Source organism: Paenibacillus sp. YIM B09110, assembly GCF_037167145.1.
In the GTDB taxonomy this organism is placed as follows: Bacteria; Bacillota; Bacilli; order Paenibacillales; family Paenibacillaceae; genus Pristimantibacillus.
Window position 1 is genome coordinate 140,738 of record NZ_JBANSP010000001.1, and the last position, 15,297, is coordinate 156,034.

Annotated in this window: 16 protein-coding genes; 2 read left to right on the plus strand and 14 right to left on the minus strand. The window is 50.6% G+C overall.

The window, feature by feature from the left end; genetic code table 11:
- Positions 1-60 precede the first annotated feature (60 nt).
- Positions 61-1,131, plus strand: coding sequence for an NAD(P)/FAD-dependent oxidoreductase (locus V8F51_RS00630; protein ID WP_337098101.1), 1,071 nt, complete (start codon positions 61-63; stop codon positions 1,129-1,131).
- 12 nt (positions 1,132-1,143) lie between these two features.
- Here the strand turns inward: V8F51_RS00630 and V8F51_RS00635 are convergent, their stop codons facing one another.
- Entirely contained in the window at positions 1,144-1,416 is a 273-nt protein-coding gene (locus V8F51_RS00635) for a YuzB family protein (protein WP_337098102.1), read from the minus strand.
- 85 nt (positions 1,417-1,501) lie between these two features.
- Here V8F51_RS00635 and V8F51_RS00640 point away from each other — a divergent pair, with 85 nt between their 5' ends.
- Positions 1,502-1,747 (plus strand): NifU family protein, encoded by a 246-nt coding sequence (locus tag V8F51_RS00640; RefSeq protein WP_054026871.1) that lies wholly within the window; start codon positions 1,502-1,504, stop codon positions 1,745-1,747.
- A 130-nt stretch (positions 1,748-1,877) separates the two neighbouring features.
- Here the strand turns inward: V8F51_RS00640 and V8F51_RS00645 are convergent, their stop codons facing one another.
- The 13 genes from V8F51_RS00645 to V8F51_RS00705 form a co-directional block, all read right to left on the minus strand.
- Positions 1,878-2,654 carry an SDR family oxidoreductase gene (locus tag V8F51_RS00645; RefSeq protein WP_337098429.1) on the minus strand — a complete coding sequence of 259 codons (777 nt, stop codon included), beginning with the start codon at positions 2,652-2,654 and terminating at the stop codon, positions 1,878-1,880.
- 34 nt (positions 2,655-2,688) lie between these two features.
- The gene (locus V8F51_RS00650; protein WP_337098103.1) at positions 2,689-3,393 is read right to left on the minus strand and encodes a Cthe_2314 family HEPN domain-containing protein; all 705 of its coding nucleotides are present in this window, start codon (positions 3,391-3,393) and stop codon (positions 2,689-2,691) included.
- A 32-nt stretch (positions 3,394-3,425) separates the two neighbouring features.
- Entirely contained in the window at positions 3,426-4,361 is a 936-nt protein-coding gene (locus V8F51_RS00655) for a COX15/CtaA family protein (RefSeq protein WP_337098104.1), read from the minus strand.
- Between the two features lie 158 nt (positions 4,362-4,519).
- Positions 4,520-4,867: a thioredoxin family protein gene (locus tag V8F51_RS00660; protein WP_337098105.1), complete on the minus strand. Its 348-nt coding sequence runs from the start codon at positions 4,865-4,867 to the stop codon at positions 4,520-4,522.
- A 59-nt stretch (positions 4,868-4,926) separates the two neighbouring features.
- Positions 4,927-6,528 (minus strand): copper amine oxidase N-terminal domain-containing protein, encoded by a 1,602-nt coding sequence (locus tag V8F51_RS00665; RefSeq protein ID WP_337098106.1) that lies wholly within the window; start codon positions 6,526-6,528, stop codon positions 4,927-4,929.
- 166 nt (positions 6,529-6,694) lie between these two features.
- Entirely contained in the window at positions 6,695-8,335 is a 1,641-nt protein-coding gene (locus V8F51_RS00670; RefSeq protein WP_337098107.1) for a putative polysaccharide biosynthesis protein, read from the minus strand.
- Positions 8,336-8,397: 62 nt separating this feature from the next.
- The gene (locus V8F51_RS00675) at positions 8,398-8,880 is read right to left on the minus strand and encodes a DUF456 domain-containing protein (RefSeq protein WP_337098108.1); all 483 of its coding nucleotides are present in this window, start codon (positions 8,878-8,880) and stop codon (positions 8,398-8,400) included.
- 6 nt (positions 8,881-8,886) lie between these two features.
- The gene (locus V8F51_RS00680) at positions 8,887-9,639 is read right to left on the minus strand and encodes a Cof-type HAD-IIB family hydrolase (protein WP_337098109.1); all 753 of its coding nucleotides are present in this window, start codon (positions 9,637-9,639) and stop codon (positions 8,887-8,889) included.
- Between the two features lie 166 nt (positions 9,640-9,805).
- Positions 9,806-11,296, minus strand: coding sequence for an ABC transporter substrate-binding protein (locus tag V8F51_RS00685; protein ID WP_337098110.1), 1,491 nt, complete (start codon positions 11,294-11,296; stop codon positions 9,806-9,808).
- 170 nt (positions 11,297-11,466) lie between these two features.
- Positions 11,467-12,339, minus strand: coding sequence for a metal ABC transporter permease (locus V8F51_RS00690; RefSeq protein ID WP_337098111.1), 873 nt, complete (start codon positions 12,337-12,339; stop codon positions 11,467-11,469).
- Complete coding sequence (locus V8F51_RS00695; RefSeq protein WP_337098112.1) at positions 12,336-13,277, minus strand: metal ABC transporter permease; 942 nt, start codon at positions 13,275-13,277, stop codon at positions 12,336-12,338. Before V8F51_RS00695 ends, V8F51_RS00690 begins: the two co-directional genes overlap by 4 nt.
- A gap of 3 nt (positions 13,278-13,280) precedes the next feature.
- Positions 13,281-14,081, minus strand: coding sequence for a metal ABC transporter ATP-binding protein (locus V8F51_RS00700; RefSeq protein ID WP_337098113.1), 801 nt, complete (start codon positions 14,079-14,081; stop codon positions 13,281-13,283).
- Positions 14,082-14,113: 32 nt separating this feature from the next.
- Positions 14,114-15,082 (minus strand): metal ABC transporter solute-binding protein, Zn/Mn family, encoded by a 969-nt coding sequence (locus V8F51_RS00705; RefSeq protein ID WP_337098114.1) that lies wholly within the window; start codon positions 15,080-15,082, stop codon positions 14,114-14,116.
- Positions 15,083-15,297 lie beyond the last annotated feature (215 nt).

Here is a 15,297-nt window from a genome sequence, read left to right on the forward strand (position 1 = left end):
AAATAGCCATAAAAGGGCATACTGTATAATCATCATCTAGAAGTGTGGAGATGGAATCATATGAGAAAAATAGTTATTTTGGGTGGAGGCTATGGCGGACTCGCCATCGCGAATGAATTATTAGAGAAACAAGTACCGCATGACGTATCGATCGTATTGGTCGACCGCATGCCATTCCAAGGACTCAAAACCGAATATTATGCATTGGCGGCAGGAACGGTATCCGATCTGGAGCTGCGGGTCAAGTTCCCTGTAGACCCGCGTATTTCGTATGCATACGGAGAAGTGAGTGATGTCGATATGGAGCAGTGTCTTGTCTATATAGACGGACATGATCCCATCGCTTACGAATGGCTTGTGATTGGACTTGGCTGCACCGACAAGTATCATGGAATTGAAGGCGCAGAGCAGTATTCAACGAGCATTCAGACGTTATCGGCAGCTAGAAGAACATATGCTCAGCTGAATGACGTTAAACCTTATGGACAAGTGACCATTGTAGGCGGCGGACTTAGCGGCGTTGAAGTAGCAGCGGAGCTGCGCGAGAGCCGGCCTGATCTCAACATCCGCATTTTGGATCGCGGACCGAAGGTGTTGTCTGCTTTTCCTAGCAAGCTGCAATCGTTCGTAGCCGAATGGTTTACGGAGCATCAGGTGGAGATGAGAGGTAATATCGGAATTACGAAGCTTGAATCTGGGGCGTTATATGATTCCAATACATCGAGCCTTATTTACACTGATGTAACCGTTTGGACGGCAGGCATTCAGCCCGTTCCGCTCGTACAGCGAATGAATCTTCCTAAGGACAAGACAGGTCGTCTTCTTATTAACGAGCACCATCAGCTTCCGGACTATAATGACGTATTTGTCGTCGGCGACTGCGCATCGTTGCCGCTCTCGCCTAGCGGCCAAGCAGCCGGCGCACAAGGCAAGCAGATCGCCGAAGTGCTTCAAGCGATCTGGCATGACAAGTCGCTGCCGCATCTCGGCAAGCTCAAGCTGAAAGGCGTGCTTGGCTCGCTTGGCAAGAAAAGCGGCTTCGGCCTCATGGGCGGTACAGCGATTATGGGCCGCGTACCACGGCTCGTTAAGAGCGGTGTGCTTTGGCGCTCTAAGCGTCATCTAGGTTAATTGCAGCGCCGCTTACAGGTCGTCTAACAGCTTGTCGAGCGCCTCGCGATCGGCTTGCTGTTGCTCCAATGACTTCAGAATATTGTCATAGAGCTCGTCTACTGTTTCAGCAGACACGATCGTTCCGTCAACCAGTGCGAATGGATTATTGTAGCATTCACCGCAATTGCCCAAGCAACCGTACTCGATGACCTCGAATGTATCGTCTTCTTGGAATTTCGCCATAATACGATCAGTTCCGTGATGCATGTTGCTGGCACAAAATTCAATCATTGGTTTAAACATAATAATCACCTAACTTTACTCAGTTGCTATCCATTTTCAATTGAATCACTTTGTACTATAATAGGGGAGAAAGGAGATGATTGCAATGAGTGAACAAGTACAAGACACAATGTACGATGAAGTGCTTGACGTATTAGATAAGCTTCGTCCGTTTTTGCAACGGGACGGCGGCGACGTCGAGTTGGTTGATGTCGAAGGCGGTATCATTAAGCTTCGCCTGATGGGCGCTTGCGGCAGCTGCCCGAGCTCCACGATCACGCTGAAGGCGGGTATCGAACGCGCACTGCTTGAAGAAGTTGAAGGTGTTATTGAGGTCGTTCAAGTATTCTAACAATACTTGAGCACGTGATACACCTAGAATGTCGAAGAGTCTTATCCCGTAAGCATGGCCGAGTGTACGCTCGCCGCTTGGTGATAAGACTCTTTTTTTGTTTCGCTTCGTTACTTCTACACCCACTCCATTAGAACATTCCCTTTATATTGGCGCGGATGGGATCGAAGCCCCCTGTTACGTCAATAACATTACCGGTCAGGAAATTCGATTTCGGCTCGCAGAGGAACAAAATGACACGCGCGACATCCTCGCCTGCGCCAGGCCTGCCCATCGGCGATTCCGAATCATGTTCAGGTTCAACCTCTTCAATCGACCGCTCCTTGTTCGCTCCGCGAATGTCGCCAGGGCCGATTAGATTGACCGTTATGCCGAATGGCGCCTCCTCGACGGCAAGCGACTTCGTGAACGAAACTAGCCCTGTCTTCGCTGCCGCGTACACTGCTCGGTGCGGCCATGCTCTTGCTTCTCCCGCATGACCGAAGCCGAAGTGAATGATTCGTCCCCATCTGCGGCTGCGCATGCCTGGCAGCAAGCGATGGTCAAGCAGCATTACGCCAAGCAGGTTGCCATGGAGCAGCCGTATGATCGTAGCTTCGTCGTAATCGCTGAATAAGCGCCGTTCACGCACGAACGGACCGGCGTTGTTGACTAGAATGTCAACGCCGCCGGCCCATCGCTCTGCCTCGCCTGCGAGCTTCTCGACGCCCTCGGCCGACGATATATCGGCTTGCACCGTAATCGCCCTTACGCCAAGCTGCTCGATCTGGAGCTTCACTTGCTCCGCCTCTAGCTCGCTCTCATAATAATTAAGCACGACATTGCAGCCCTGCTCGGCAAGCTGGATCGCCGTTCTTTTGCCTAAGCCCTTTGCGCTGCCCGTCACTAATGCTGTTCTGCCCTTCAGCTCCACGAGTAATCCCCTCTCCCGCTTATGCTTGCTAATTTCTCATCAGCTTACAGCCATATTGGAATGACAGACGCATCGATTCCATGGCCAGCGTAACGCCGTCGGACAAGTCGATCGCTTGCTGCTCGATGTTCTCCAGCTTCGCTTCTTCCCCGTACATCCGATGGCTTTGGATCAAATCGTCGTGCATCTCCGAATTCATGTAATGAATCTCCGTATTTCTGCGCTTGCGCAGCCGATTCGTCGCTTCCTTGTATTTCTCCTTCACGTCGTTAAGCTTCCACGTCAGTTCAGGATGGGCTTTGCGCTCGCGCATGTTGCGAAGCACTGTGAAATACGAGAAATGAGCCTTCACTTTCTCCGTACGCATATCGAGCAATTCATTCAACAAAGTACCCAGCTTATCCAACAAGGAGAACACCCGGATGAACCCGTTTTTGTCATAATAGACATACCTGGAATAGTTCAAGCGTTCCTCGGGCGACATCTGCTGTACAGAAACTAAACGAATTTTTTGCTTATAATGGCTCGCTGCATAAGAACTCTGCTCCAGCTCGTCGAGCGCGGAACGAAGACCAAGCGTCCATATCTCATATTTGCGCAGCCTATGGTCGGCATCTTGGCCGGCAGCAATACGTTTCGACACAAGTGAACCGAATTCCTCCATGAGCCGAAGCGTTTCCTCCAGGCAGCCCGTCGCTTCCCTTGGAGGCTCGTCAAACAGAAATCGAAGCATATCGGCAGCCTCCTTATTCGCATTTGTAATAATTAGCTCGGTCGCTCGTCCCTGAATCGCCATGACCTAATGACGAGATCGAGCAGAAGCCCGAACAAGCCGGTAATAATCAAGTTATGCAATAAGCTTGTGAAAATAAACCAATCCTCATTGCTCACCGTAGCCGTAAGGAGCGCTCCGCTGAATATTTGCGTAATGACAAGAATGAGCGACCAACCGGCAGCCTTCGTAAGACCTGCTTCCGGCTTGCTTACTTTACGGATGAATACATACAATCCTGCAATCACAATTCCGAGGACAAGCGCTGCAACCCGGTGGATGAATACGGCGCCTGTGGCGCCTTCGATCTCCGGTACAATCTCGCCGTTGCACAACGGCCAACCTAGACAGCCGCCTGCCGCTTCGGTATGACGGATGAATGCGCCTAGATAGACGACAACATAGCAGTATACCGCCGTAGCAAGCGCGATGGGAAAGATGGATGCCGGTACTTTCACAATGCCAGTCTGCCCCCGCTTCGCCCGATACGTCCATACGACGAGCAGCAGCGTTGCAGCGAATGCGATGAGCGATATGCCGAAGTGAATCGCCATGACCGGCGGCGACTGCGGCCACTTCACGGCTGCCGCCCCCATTAACGCTTGAACGATCGTGAAGAGAAGCGCCCCGCCTGCATAGAGAAGCGGCTCTTTGTAAGCCCCGCTTTGCTTGTCCCTGCGATGCATGCGCCGTACTGCCACATACGTTGCAAGTACCAAGATGCCTTCGAAGCCTGTAACAAGACGATGCGAATATTCAATTAATGATTCCAGCGTGTATGAAGGTACGAATTTGCCATTGCATAATGGCCAGTCATCACCGCAGCCGCGGCCTGAGTCTGTATTCGTGACGAGCGCGCCGGCGAGCAGTACGAGAAGCATTCCGATGCACGTAGCGATAGCTAATGTGCGAAAACGGCCGGTTACCATAATAAAATCACCTTTTTTCAGGAATTAATCACCTTTCAATTATATCGATAACAAATGTCAAAAGCCATGTTGAAAATGTGACACTTACGCATATACGCCTTACAAAAAAGGAAAGTCCGCGTCGCGGAGTGAACAGCTCCCTTAACGCGGACTTTCTATTATTTGCTTTCCAGCGCGCCGCTAACCGCAATCGCACGATCGACGAACTCCTCGATCTCCTCGCGCGTCTTGCGCAGCTTGCTTACGAACCGCACCAGCTCCTGGCCTTGCCTGAAGGCGATGAAGCTCGGGATTCCCAAAATATTAAGCTCGGAGCATAAATCCGGCAAGTCGTCGCGATCCAGCTCAATGAACGTAACTTGCCCCTCATACTTACTCTCCACATCAGGCATAAAAGGATTAATAAAATGGCAATCCCCGCACCAAGTCGTCTTGAATACGGCAATCGTAAGTCCATCGCTCGCTACGGCGGCGCGAAACGCCTCTTCCGTCGTTAACTTCTCCATACTGCCACCTCCGCTTCTTGTGTCCTAATTCCAATTAACATTTGTCCCTGTCCGGCAGGTTATACTTCGCGGGCAATTGTCAACGATTTCTCTCCGTAAAAATCTTGCCACGCAAGCTTCGCATTCAGCGCATTGCTTAAGCTTCTAGCTGGAACATAGGCTGTACCGCCAACACTTGTTACCGGGAATGACCAAGTTGCACCGACACCGTTAACAAGCACCTTATCGCTTCCGATCTTTAGCTCAATCGTCGTTTCTGTTGCCTCGTCGTACAGCGTAATCGCTTTTGTCTTCGGATCGTATTGAATTTCGCTGCCTAATGCTTCTGCTGCAGGACGCAGCGGTACAAGCGTAATTCCGCCTTTTACGACGATAGGAGGATTATAATAGCTGTCGACGTAGAAGCTTACGGATTGACGGTTTAAGTGCAATTTGTTTCTCAGTATATCATATACTGCTGAATCCTCCTTGAACAACTTCAAGAGTTGATAGTCACTCAAATCCAACAGCTGATTCTCGTCAATAAACGATGCCGGAACGACTGGCGGTTCCGCTGACACATCGCCATTAACATTCCAAAGCTCGCTAACGGAAGTTAATGTGAAGCCTTTGATCGGAATGAAAGACAGCTCCTCATCTTCTTCAACAGGCAGCGTGTACGATAGCTCGAAACCCTGTTTGCGAATATCTAGCTTGCTGTCCACATAGATGTCGGCTATCACATTCAATTGATCGCCTAGCAAGGTATCGATCAATTCTGGGTCTTCATTTTCCATCGCTTTCAATTCATCCTGCAAATCTTTAAACATTATAACAGCTTCATCTATAGCTTGTTGAATAAGCTCATCCGTTGTTGGCGCATCAAGCTGTCCGCTCTCCTCGAACGGATTAACGGTGCCTAGTGTTTCCCACACATCCGGATTGCTCGACAGCACCTCTACGATTCCTTTGATCATTTTTTCCAGACCTGCTTGATCGGCAACAAGCGCATCTACATATTTTTTCACCCACGCCCAAATGGCTTTGCCGTCCATCTCGGCATGTACCTGCATGAGTGCGACGGATTCATCGTTAATGGCCTCCGTAACAGGCTTCACATCAATTTTCTCCGGATTAGGCAGGTTGACGATCGCGTATCCCCCAACCGTATCGATAATCGCATGGCCTAGCGCCGCCAACGATTCATCTCCGTCTGCGCTCGCATTCGCTGCAGTGTCTACGCCGGCAAACTCTGCCGCAAGACTTTCACCCGTCATATCGAGCACGAATGGCTGCTTGGCGCCTTCAATCTCCACAATCGCCTTGGACTCGTTCATTTTCATCGCGAAACCAATCGAAGTCGAATCGCCAAGCGTTAGCTTCCCGTCAAAAGATGCAGACATGCTATCTTCCATTTTGACATGATCGAGCTGCAACTCCACTTTAGATAAAAGTTTATAAATAGCAATCTCTTCGTCCAATAAATCATTGAGCGCTTCGTCATCAAGTTGCATCTTGAAGGTTAGCGTCTGCTTGCTCTCGCTCGATGTTACTTTAAGCGTATTTTTCAATACCGTATTCAGGTCGACGCCGCCAATCGCCTGACAGCCTGATACGAACACTAATACAAGCGCGAGCAATAGTAGCATCAGCTTGCTCGGTCGTCCCAATTTCTTAATCAATGTTAATTCTCTCCCTCACCACTCGTCTATTAAACTTTATCATTATACTAGAGTGTCTATTATATGTAAATGTATGGAAGATAGAACTCTTACATTCTCTAATAGAACAATCCCTCGCAGTCAGTAGGACCGTGAGGGATTTTGTGTGCATATGAAATCATATTTTTTATAGCGCTTTGCGATAGAACGGCTTCAGAACCTTCGTAAGCAGCTTGCGCAGCGGTCCAGGGAAGGACCTTATATCCTCCGGCGTAATGACGCGAAGCGCAGCCAGCAGGACGAGATAAAGCGCGCCGACGACAGCAGCCGTCACGATGCCGGCGACCATATAGCTTAGCTTGTCTGCCCAGCCGTCCGTCCAAGCGAGGATGCCGTTCTCTGCCCCCCATCCAGCAAGCGCAGATACAGCAACCGCGATAATGTATTTAACCCAACGGCGTCCGAGCACGTTAAGCTTAACAATACGGTTAATGGTACGAACGTTCATTAGCGTGATGATGATGAAGCAGATTGAAGAAGCGATAATGAGTCCGTAAACGCCGAGGAATGGGGCAAGCGCAATGCTGAACACCACTTTAAGCGCCAATCCGAAGAACGTATGATACATCGGTGTCTTCGGTCTGCCAAGTCCGTACAGGATCGAGTTTGTCGTCATCATCGTAATTTGGAATATCGTACCTACGGTAAGCAAAGCTACCGTACCGCTTCCGCTTGGGCTCTGAAACAGAAATCCCGTCACTGAGTATGACGCCACCGTAAGAAGCATAGCAATCGGAACGCCAGTGAAGCAGACAATCCGCATGACTAGCGAAGATTGGCGCTGTACTTCATTCATATTGCCAACCGAGAAGGCGGAGGAGATAACCGGAATAATCGATGCTCCAAGCGCAATCGCCAGAATTGGCGGGATGCCGGCAAGCGACATCGCCTTGATCGTATAGTCGGCGAATACATGCGTCGCCGTCTCCAGATCATAGAACCTCTCCGTCAGACGGATGAAAAGTGTGGAATCGAACGTGTATAGGAACTGTACAGTCATCGCCGTTACGACTGCCGGTAAAGACATACTGAATATTTCCTTATAAATCGAGCGGAAACGCAGCTCCGATCCGCTTCCGTGTTGCGACCGAAGATTCGCGCCGCCCTTCCGAGCTTGTTCGGCCAAGTCCTGACGTCTTAGCTTCCGGCCAAAATAGACCATGACTACGAATGCGCCGATACTGCCGAACACGCTGCCGAAGGTTACGGCCGCCGCGCCCCAAGCATCGCCCCAGCCCCAAGCTAAGACGATCAGGGCGATTCCGATCCCGCCTATGACGCGAAGAATTTGTTCAATAATCTGCGAAATGCCGCCTGCGGCCATGAACTGTCTGCCTTGGAAATATCCGCGCATCATCGCGATGATCGGGAACAGCAGCAAAGCAGGAGCGATCGCTCTTACTGCCAAGTCTGCTATCGGCTTCTTAACGATGTCGGTATACACCGGTGCGAGGATGAACATCGCCGTCGCCAGCAATAAGCCCGTCACCGCCCCGAACAGAAGAGCAGCCTTATATATTCGTCTTGCTTCCTCCGGACGACCCAGCGCATAACGCTGCGAGACCATCTTGCTTATCGCGCTTGGGATGCCGCCCGTTGCGACAACTAGCAGCAGCAAATACACTTGATTGGCAACGGCGAAAGCCAATTGCCCGTCTTTATCCAGCATGTAATCGAGCGGCACACGTTGAAACAGCCCGAGAAACCGGGCTGTGAGCGCAGCTGCCGCCAATATGAGCGTACCTTTAATTAACGAGTCTTTTTTCAATACTTGAGAGGCTATGTCTTTCACTCCTGTCTTACACGTTAGCTTTATTGCCTAATGAAAAATTAAAGGACGAGCCACAATACGAACAATATGATCATGATCGCTTGAAGAATGACTTTCACGACTACGCTTGTAAACAATCCGACCATAGAACCCCAGCCGGCTTTGAGCGCTTTTTTGAACTCCGTGCCGATAATAAGCTCGCCGATCACGGCGCCTGCGAACGGACCGATAATAAGACCGAAGGCCGGAATAACGAAAGGTCCGATAATGATACCGATTGTACTGCCGATAACCGATGCCCGATTTCCGCCGAACCGCTTGACGCCCCAAGCACTAACCGCATAATCGGCTATGAACAGGACGACCAATATGATCGTTTGAATAATCCAGAAGAAGACATCAAAGTCGCCGAACGAGAAGAAGAAGCCATATACAAAAAATGCTGCGTAAATCGCGAGCACGCCCGGCAAGATTGGATACACCGTTCCTGCCATCCCGATAATGAATAATAAAACGACAAGAATCCAACCTAATATTTCCATACTCTATCATCCCTTCAGAACGTAACGTCTAATCACTTCCGCGACCCCATGCTCATCGTTCGTAAACGTAACGGCATCGGCAGCATCCTTGACCGCTTGCTGGGCATTGCCCATCGCTACGCCTAATCCCGCTTCGCGGATAGCCGCAATATCGTTCAGACTGTCGCCTACCGCGACAACCGAAGACATATCAATGCCAAGCAGCTCACATAATTCGCGGAGCGCGCTAGCCTTGGACACACCTTGCGGATTCATCTCTAGATTCCAAGGTGAGGAGTTCGTAATCTCAAGCGCTCCCCAGCTCTGAACCTCAGCCAAAATTTCATTTCTTGCTTGATCATCCTCCGTGTAATAACCGAATTTGAGCCAATGATAGGAATCGTAATCGGTTGCCGGATCTATCCACTTTTCCTTGTTGTAGACCGTGTCCGCGGTATAAGCCCAGAACCACGGCTCGCCATGCTTAAGTGCTAGCTCGTGCATACGTTTCACATATACCGAACTCAGATGAGTACGCTTGTGCAGCACATGCGGCTTATGCCAAATCTCGCTCCCGTTAACGGTAATCATTGGTGTATCGAGCCCCAGTTGCTCCGCATAAGGCAATGCGCTTTGGAAGCCTCGTCCTGTCGAGAAGCTGACAATTACGCCTGCATCAAGCGCTTTCTGTATCCACTCCGCGTTCTCCGCGCTAATCTCGCTTTGTTCGTTCAGCAGCGTTCCGTCCATATCCAGTGCAACTAATTTGTAATTCGACATCAATAAATCCTCCCGGCAGCCTAGAAAAAACCGCATCTATATTTTTGTACTCTAGTTGACTCAATTATTTTAGCACATTTGGCGCATATTCCAAATGAAAGTTGTTAATATACGAAAGAGCTTGCACAAGCTGCCTTCACGGCTTGCGCAAGCTCTCCTTAAGTTGCTACTCTTCCGCGCTGACGTCCGGCGCCTGCGATGATTCCACTTCAGCGGTCGTATCTGCAGCGCCTCCAGCCGCCGCAGAATCAGCAGGCTTAGCGGTCTTCTCCTCCTCGACTAATCGATCAAGCAGCTGCTGCCCCTCAAGCTGTACTTTGGCAAGCGCGTCTTCGATCGACACGCCTCCGTCCTTCACCTGCCCGAGATGCTGCTCCATGACGCCGTTTATTTGCATCCAGAACGGCTCTGGCAGCAGGCTGTAGTCGGACATTGTATTGCTTCTGACCGGCTTCAGCTTGTAGAATGCATCCAGGCTATGTCCCGCTTCGTCCTTGATGTAAGTCGACCGAATCGGCAGTCCGTTGTTATAGCCTGACTTCGACTTAACCCTGGCATACTCTTCGCTCGTTATATAAGCAATAAATTGCCATGCGGCATCCTTGTTAGGCGACTCTGACATGATCGCGAACAGATTGTATGCTCCCATATTGCTGCTCTGGTCCGGGGCTTGAATGCTAACAGGCGTCGTCACTACATCCCAGTTCTGGACCACCTTATCCTTGACCGTTTCGTACTCGCTAGCTTGCTTAATCTGCTCCAAATAATAGGCATCACCGATCATCATCGCAGTACGGCCGGCAATGAACGGATCCCGCAGCAAATAATCTTCATACGTCGTTCCGTTCTCCATCTGCTGCTCCATGCTTTCGTAATAAAGCGCATTCGATGCGAGAGCGGATTGGGCGAGGCTGAGCGCTTGCTTCCAGCCCTCTGAATCCATCGTCATCTGCTGCTTTGACGCATTCACGATTCTTAATCCTTCGGTATTGCCTATCATATTGCCGAGCTCGAACAAAGTGCCGGAATAGCCCGCTTTCATCCCGTAAATGCGCTCCTTCGGCTCTCCCTCAGTAGGGAACTGCTTCGCCAGATGCAGCACTTCTTCCCATCCCATCTGGTCCGTTGGCGGAGCTATCTGATACTTATCGAATAAATCCTTATTATAGTAGAGCACCTGGCTGTAGAACGAAGGAGTTATTGCGTACAGCTGGCCTCCGCCCATTTCCTTCAAGTAATCGATTAGCCCGGGGATGATCGTCTCCGTATCGTACTTTTCCTTCTTCATTACCGTTTCCAGCTCGTACAGCTTTCCTTGCTCGACCAGCTTCTTCAGTTGAACTTCCTGCACCAAAACAACATCCGGCTTTTCTTCGTCGATGAACTTTTGCATAGCCTCATTGTAGTCAAAGTTCGGATCGCCGTTGCCATTGTTCATATTCTGGGTCGATACGATCTGCAGATCGATATTCGGGTACAAAGCTGCGAAAAGCATTCCGAAATCCTGATAGAAGGCTTGTTCGTTATAGTACATAACCTTCAACGACTGCGGCTTGTCCGACTCGTTATTTCCAGCGCCGAAGCTGCAGCCTGCCCCTGTCAGCATCGCAACGATCAACCCCGAAGTTGCCGTATACTTCCACATCTTTTTCACCATAATCCCTCTAGCCCCCATCTTTTAACATGAAATATATTCCAAATATACTAAACGTTAATAGATGGGAGAAGGTTTCATATTTGCTCGAAATTTGTAAAAAAAAACACCTGGACCTCGGCATTGCCGATGTTCCAGGTGCTCTAATTCTAATTAGAAACGGTTATCTCCGTTTAGGCCGCCAGCTTACGCAGTCTCAGCTTCTTGGCGACGATGCCCTGCGAAGGGGAGAACAGCAACGCTATCCCGAACAATACGCCAGCCGCGCATACGATGCAGCCGGCGATCGATGCATCCATCATTTTGGCCGCGAAGTAACCAATTACTGTACTTGCGATGCCTGCGCCGATGCTTAAACCGATCATCATGCCTAGACGCTCCGTTAGCAAGTATGCCGTTGAAGCCGGGATGATGAGCAGGCCGACGACGAGAATCGCGCCGACGCTCTCGAACGAGCTTACCGTTGCCATCGACACGAGGCCCATGAGCAAGTAATGGAACATTGCGACCGGTATGCCGATAGCGGCAGCAAGCGCCGGATCGAACGCGCATAGCTTGAACTGCTTATAGAACAGACTGATAACAGTCACGATTACGATCAATGTGAAGCCTAGCAGCCAGACCGCCCGCGGTCCCATATTGACACCGCCAAGCTCCCAGATGTTCCAGTGCACGTAAGCGATCTCCCCGTACAAGATTGCATCCTGATCCAAATGCACTTGGCGCGCGAACAAGCTGACGAGCACAACCCCTACTGCGAACAAAGCGGTGAACACAACTCCGATCGAAGCATCCGACTGGATGCCGCTTTGCTGGAACATCTGGATGAGGAAGGTCGTTAACAGACCAAATACGAGCGCCGCGAACATCATGAGCAGCGAATCCCTCGAGCCGCTCAGCAGGAAGGCAATAACGATACCCGGCATAACGGAGTGGCTTATTGCGTCTCCGATCATGGCCATTTTACGAAGAACTAGGAAGACGCCTAATATCGCGCAGCAGCTTGCGACGAGCGAACCCGTCAATAGTATCCAAAAGTCGCTCATACAGCTGCCTCCTTCTTCGCGTTGTCATGAATCGTAATCTCGCGTTCCTGCACGAACCGCTCTTTCGCCCTTTGACGCATCAACCGCTTCGCCACAAGGCCCCGCTGAGGTCCGAACAGGATCGATAGCACGAATACGACCGTAGCCGCGAGTACCGTCACCGGTCCGGTCGGCAAGTTCGATACCGATGCGCTGAAGAGCGTGCCGATCGCTCCGCTTGCCGCGCCGAATATACCGGATAGGATGACCATTAAGCTAAGCTTATTCGTCCAATATCTGGCCGAAACGGCCGGCGTTATGAGCAAAGCCGCTACGAGCACAACTCCGACCGCTTGAATGCCCGCAACAACGGCAACAACCATAAGCAGCATCAGAAGCTGCTCCAGCGCGGCTACCGGATAACCGAGACCTCGAGCAAAGCCCGGATCGAATGAAATAAGCTTAAATTGCTTGAACAGCAATGCGCAGACAGACAGCAGTACGACGCAGACAATCGACATCGTAATGACATCCGAGCCGATCATCGAAGCCGCCTGGCCGAACAGAAACTTATCAAGGCCGGCTTGGTTGCCGTAATTGCCATGCTGAATGACAGTTAGAAGCACGATGCCAAGGCCGAAGAATGAGGACAAAACAATGCCCATTGCAGCGTCCTGCTTCAGCTTCGTATGACGCGTAATATAGCCGATACCGAATGTGGCGACTACGCCTGCTAGACCTGCCCCAATGAGAAATAAACCAATCGACTTAATACCCGTCAGCATGAACGCGATGCAAATGCCGGGCAATGCCGCATGCGCAAGCGTATCGCCCATTAGGCTCTGCTTCCGCAAATAGGAGAAGCTGCCGATAACACCGCTGCTTAGACCAAGAAGCGTACAGCCGAGAAAGATCCATTGCATGTTCGGATCTGTAATCATCGACCAAATGTTAGCCATCTGCTACACGCCCTTTCCGCTGCGTGCAGTCGGCAATGAAAAGCTGCGGTCAAGAAAGGCCAGTCTGCCACCGTAGGTCCGCTGCAGTTGATCCTGCGTGAACACCTGATCGGTAGCTCCGAAAGCTTGCAGCTCCACATTAAGCAGCAGCACCGAATCGAAATAATCTTGAACGGTTGCAAGATCGTGATGGACGACGACAACGGTCTTGCCTTGGCGCTTCAGCTCTTGAAGCAGCGTAATGATCGCTTTCTCCGTTGCGGCATCGACACCTGCGAACGGTTCATCCATGAAATACAGCTTCGCGTCCTGCGCCAGCGCTCTTGCGAGGAAGACCCGCTGCTGCTGGCCGCCGGACAGCTGACTGATCTGACGATCCGCGAAGTCGGCCATGCCGACCTTGCTCAGACATTCAAGCGCGATTGCTTTCTCCTTCGCGCTCGGCCTGCGGAACCACCCGAGATGACCGTATCGCCCCATCATAACGACATCAAGCGCATTCGTAGGAAAATCCCAGTCGACAGACTCCCTCTGCGGCACGTAACCGATGAGCTTGCGCTGCTCCTTATACGGCTTGCCGTATACGAGCACCTCGCCGCCAATGCTCGGTATGAGCCCTAGCGCAGCTTTCATAAGCGTCGACTTGCCGGCGCCGTTCGGTCCGATTACGCCAATCAGCTCGCCCTCGTTAATCTCGAAGGTTACGTTCCGCAATACTGGTTTCTTCTGGTAAGCAACCGTCAGTCCATTAACGGACAACGGTGAAAGCGCGGCTTGCTTAGTCATAGCTTTCGTAAGGCTCATATTTTATCACTCGCTTTCGTTACATTGGTCTCTTATTTCAATGCACTTACAATCGTATCCACGTTATGCTTCACCATGCCGATATAAGTGCCTTCCTCTGTTCCTTCATCGCCCATCGCGTCGGAGAACAATTCGCCCCCGATCTTCACTTCATGACCGAGCTGGCGAGCGCCTTCAATGACCGACTCAATCGACTTCTTCGGCACGCTCGATTCGATGAACACGGCTTTAATCTTGTTCTCCACCAAGTAATCCCGAAGTTTGCTGACATCCTTGGAGCCGTATTCAGACATCGTATTCATGCCTTGCAAACCCGTGACAGTTAACCCGTATGCTTCGCCAAAGTAGCCAAAAGCGTCATGCGCCGTCACCAGAATTCGTTTGTCCTCCGGTATGAGTGCAATCTGTTCCTTCGCATACGCATCAAGCTTCTCCAGCTCCTTCAAATAATCGGCAGCGCGTTGCTTGTAATCATCTGCATTGGCGGGATCTTTCTCGACCAGCGTATCGCGAATGACCTCAGCGGCAGACATCCACAGCTTCACATTGAACCAAATATGCGGATCATGCGAACCGCTGCCCTGCGCCGGATTCGCGTGCAGCTGCTCCTCTTTCAAGTAAGAGGATACGGCAACAGTCGGCTTGCGCTTCTCGAGCTGTTCGAACATCTCCGCCATCTTGCCTTCGAGATGCAGGCCGTTGTAGAAAATGATATCCGCATCATCAAGCTTTTTCACATCGCCTTGTGACGCTTTGTATAGATGGGGATCGATACCCGAGCCCATTAAGCCGATAGCATCGACATGGTCGCCTCCGATCTGCTTGACGACATCCGTAATCATTCCAATCGTGGCCGTCACCTTCAGCTTGCCGGCGCCCTCCCCGCCTTGATTGGTTGAAGCCCCCCCGCATGCCGATACGGCAAGTGCCGTTATGGACAGAAATATTATCGTCATAATGAACCTTCTAATTGCTGAATTGGATTTGGTATGCTTACGCATGATGTTCCCTCCCTTTCGTGTTTGGAAAATCGAATTGAATTTTGATTTTTGTGATTTTTTAATTTAGATTGTTGCGTCTTCACCTTATCGTCAACGGACAAGTTTCCCTTGCGAACATTATTTGACCTAGAGAATATTATTTAGCTTAGTGCCTCTTTGTTTATAATACACAAAAATGTTTCTCTAGTGCAACATTTATTTTTATGTGTCGTCCT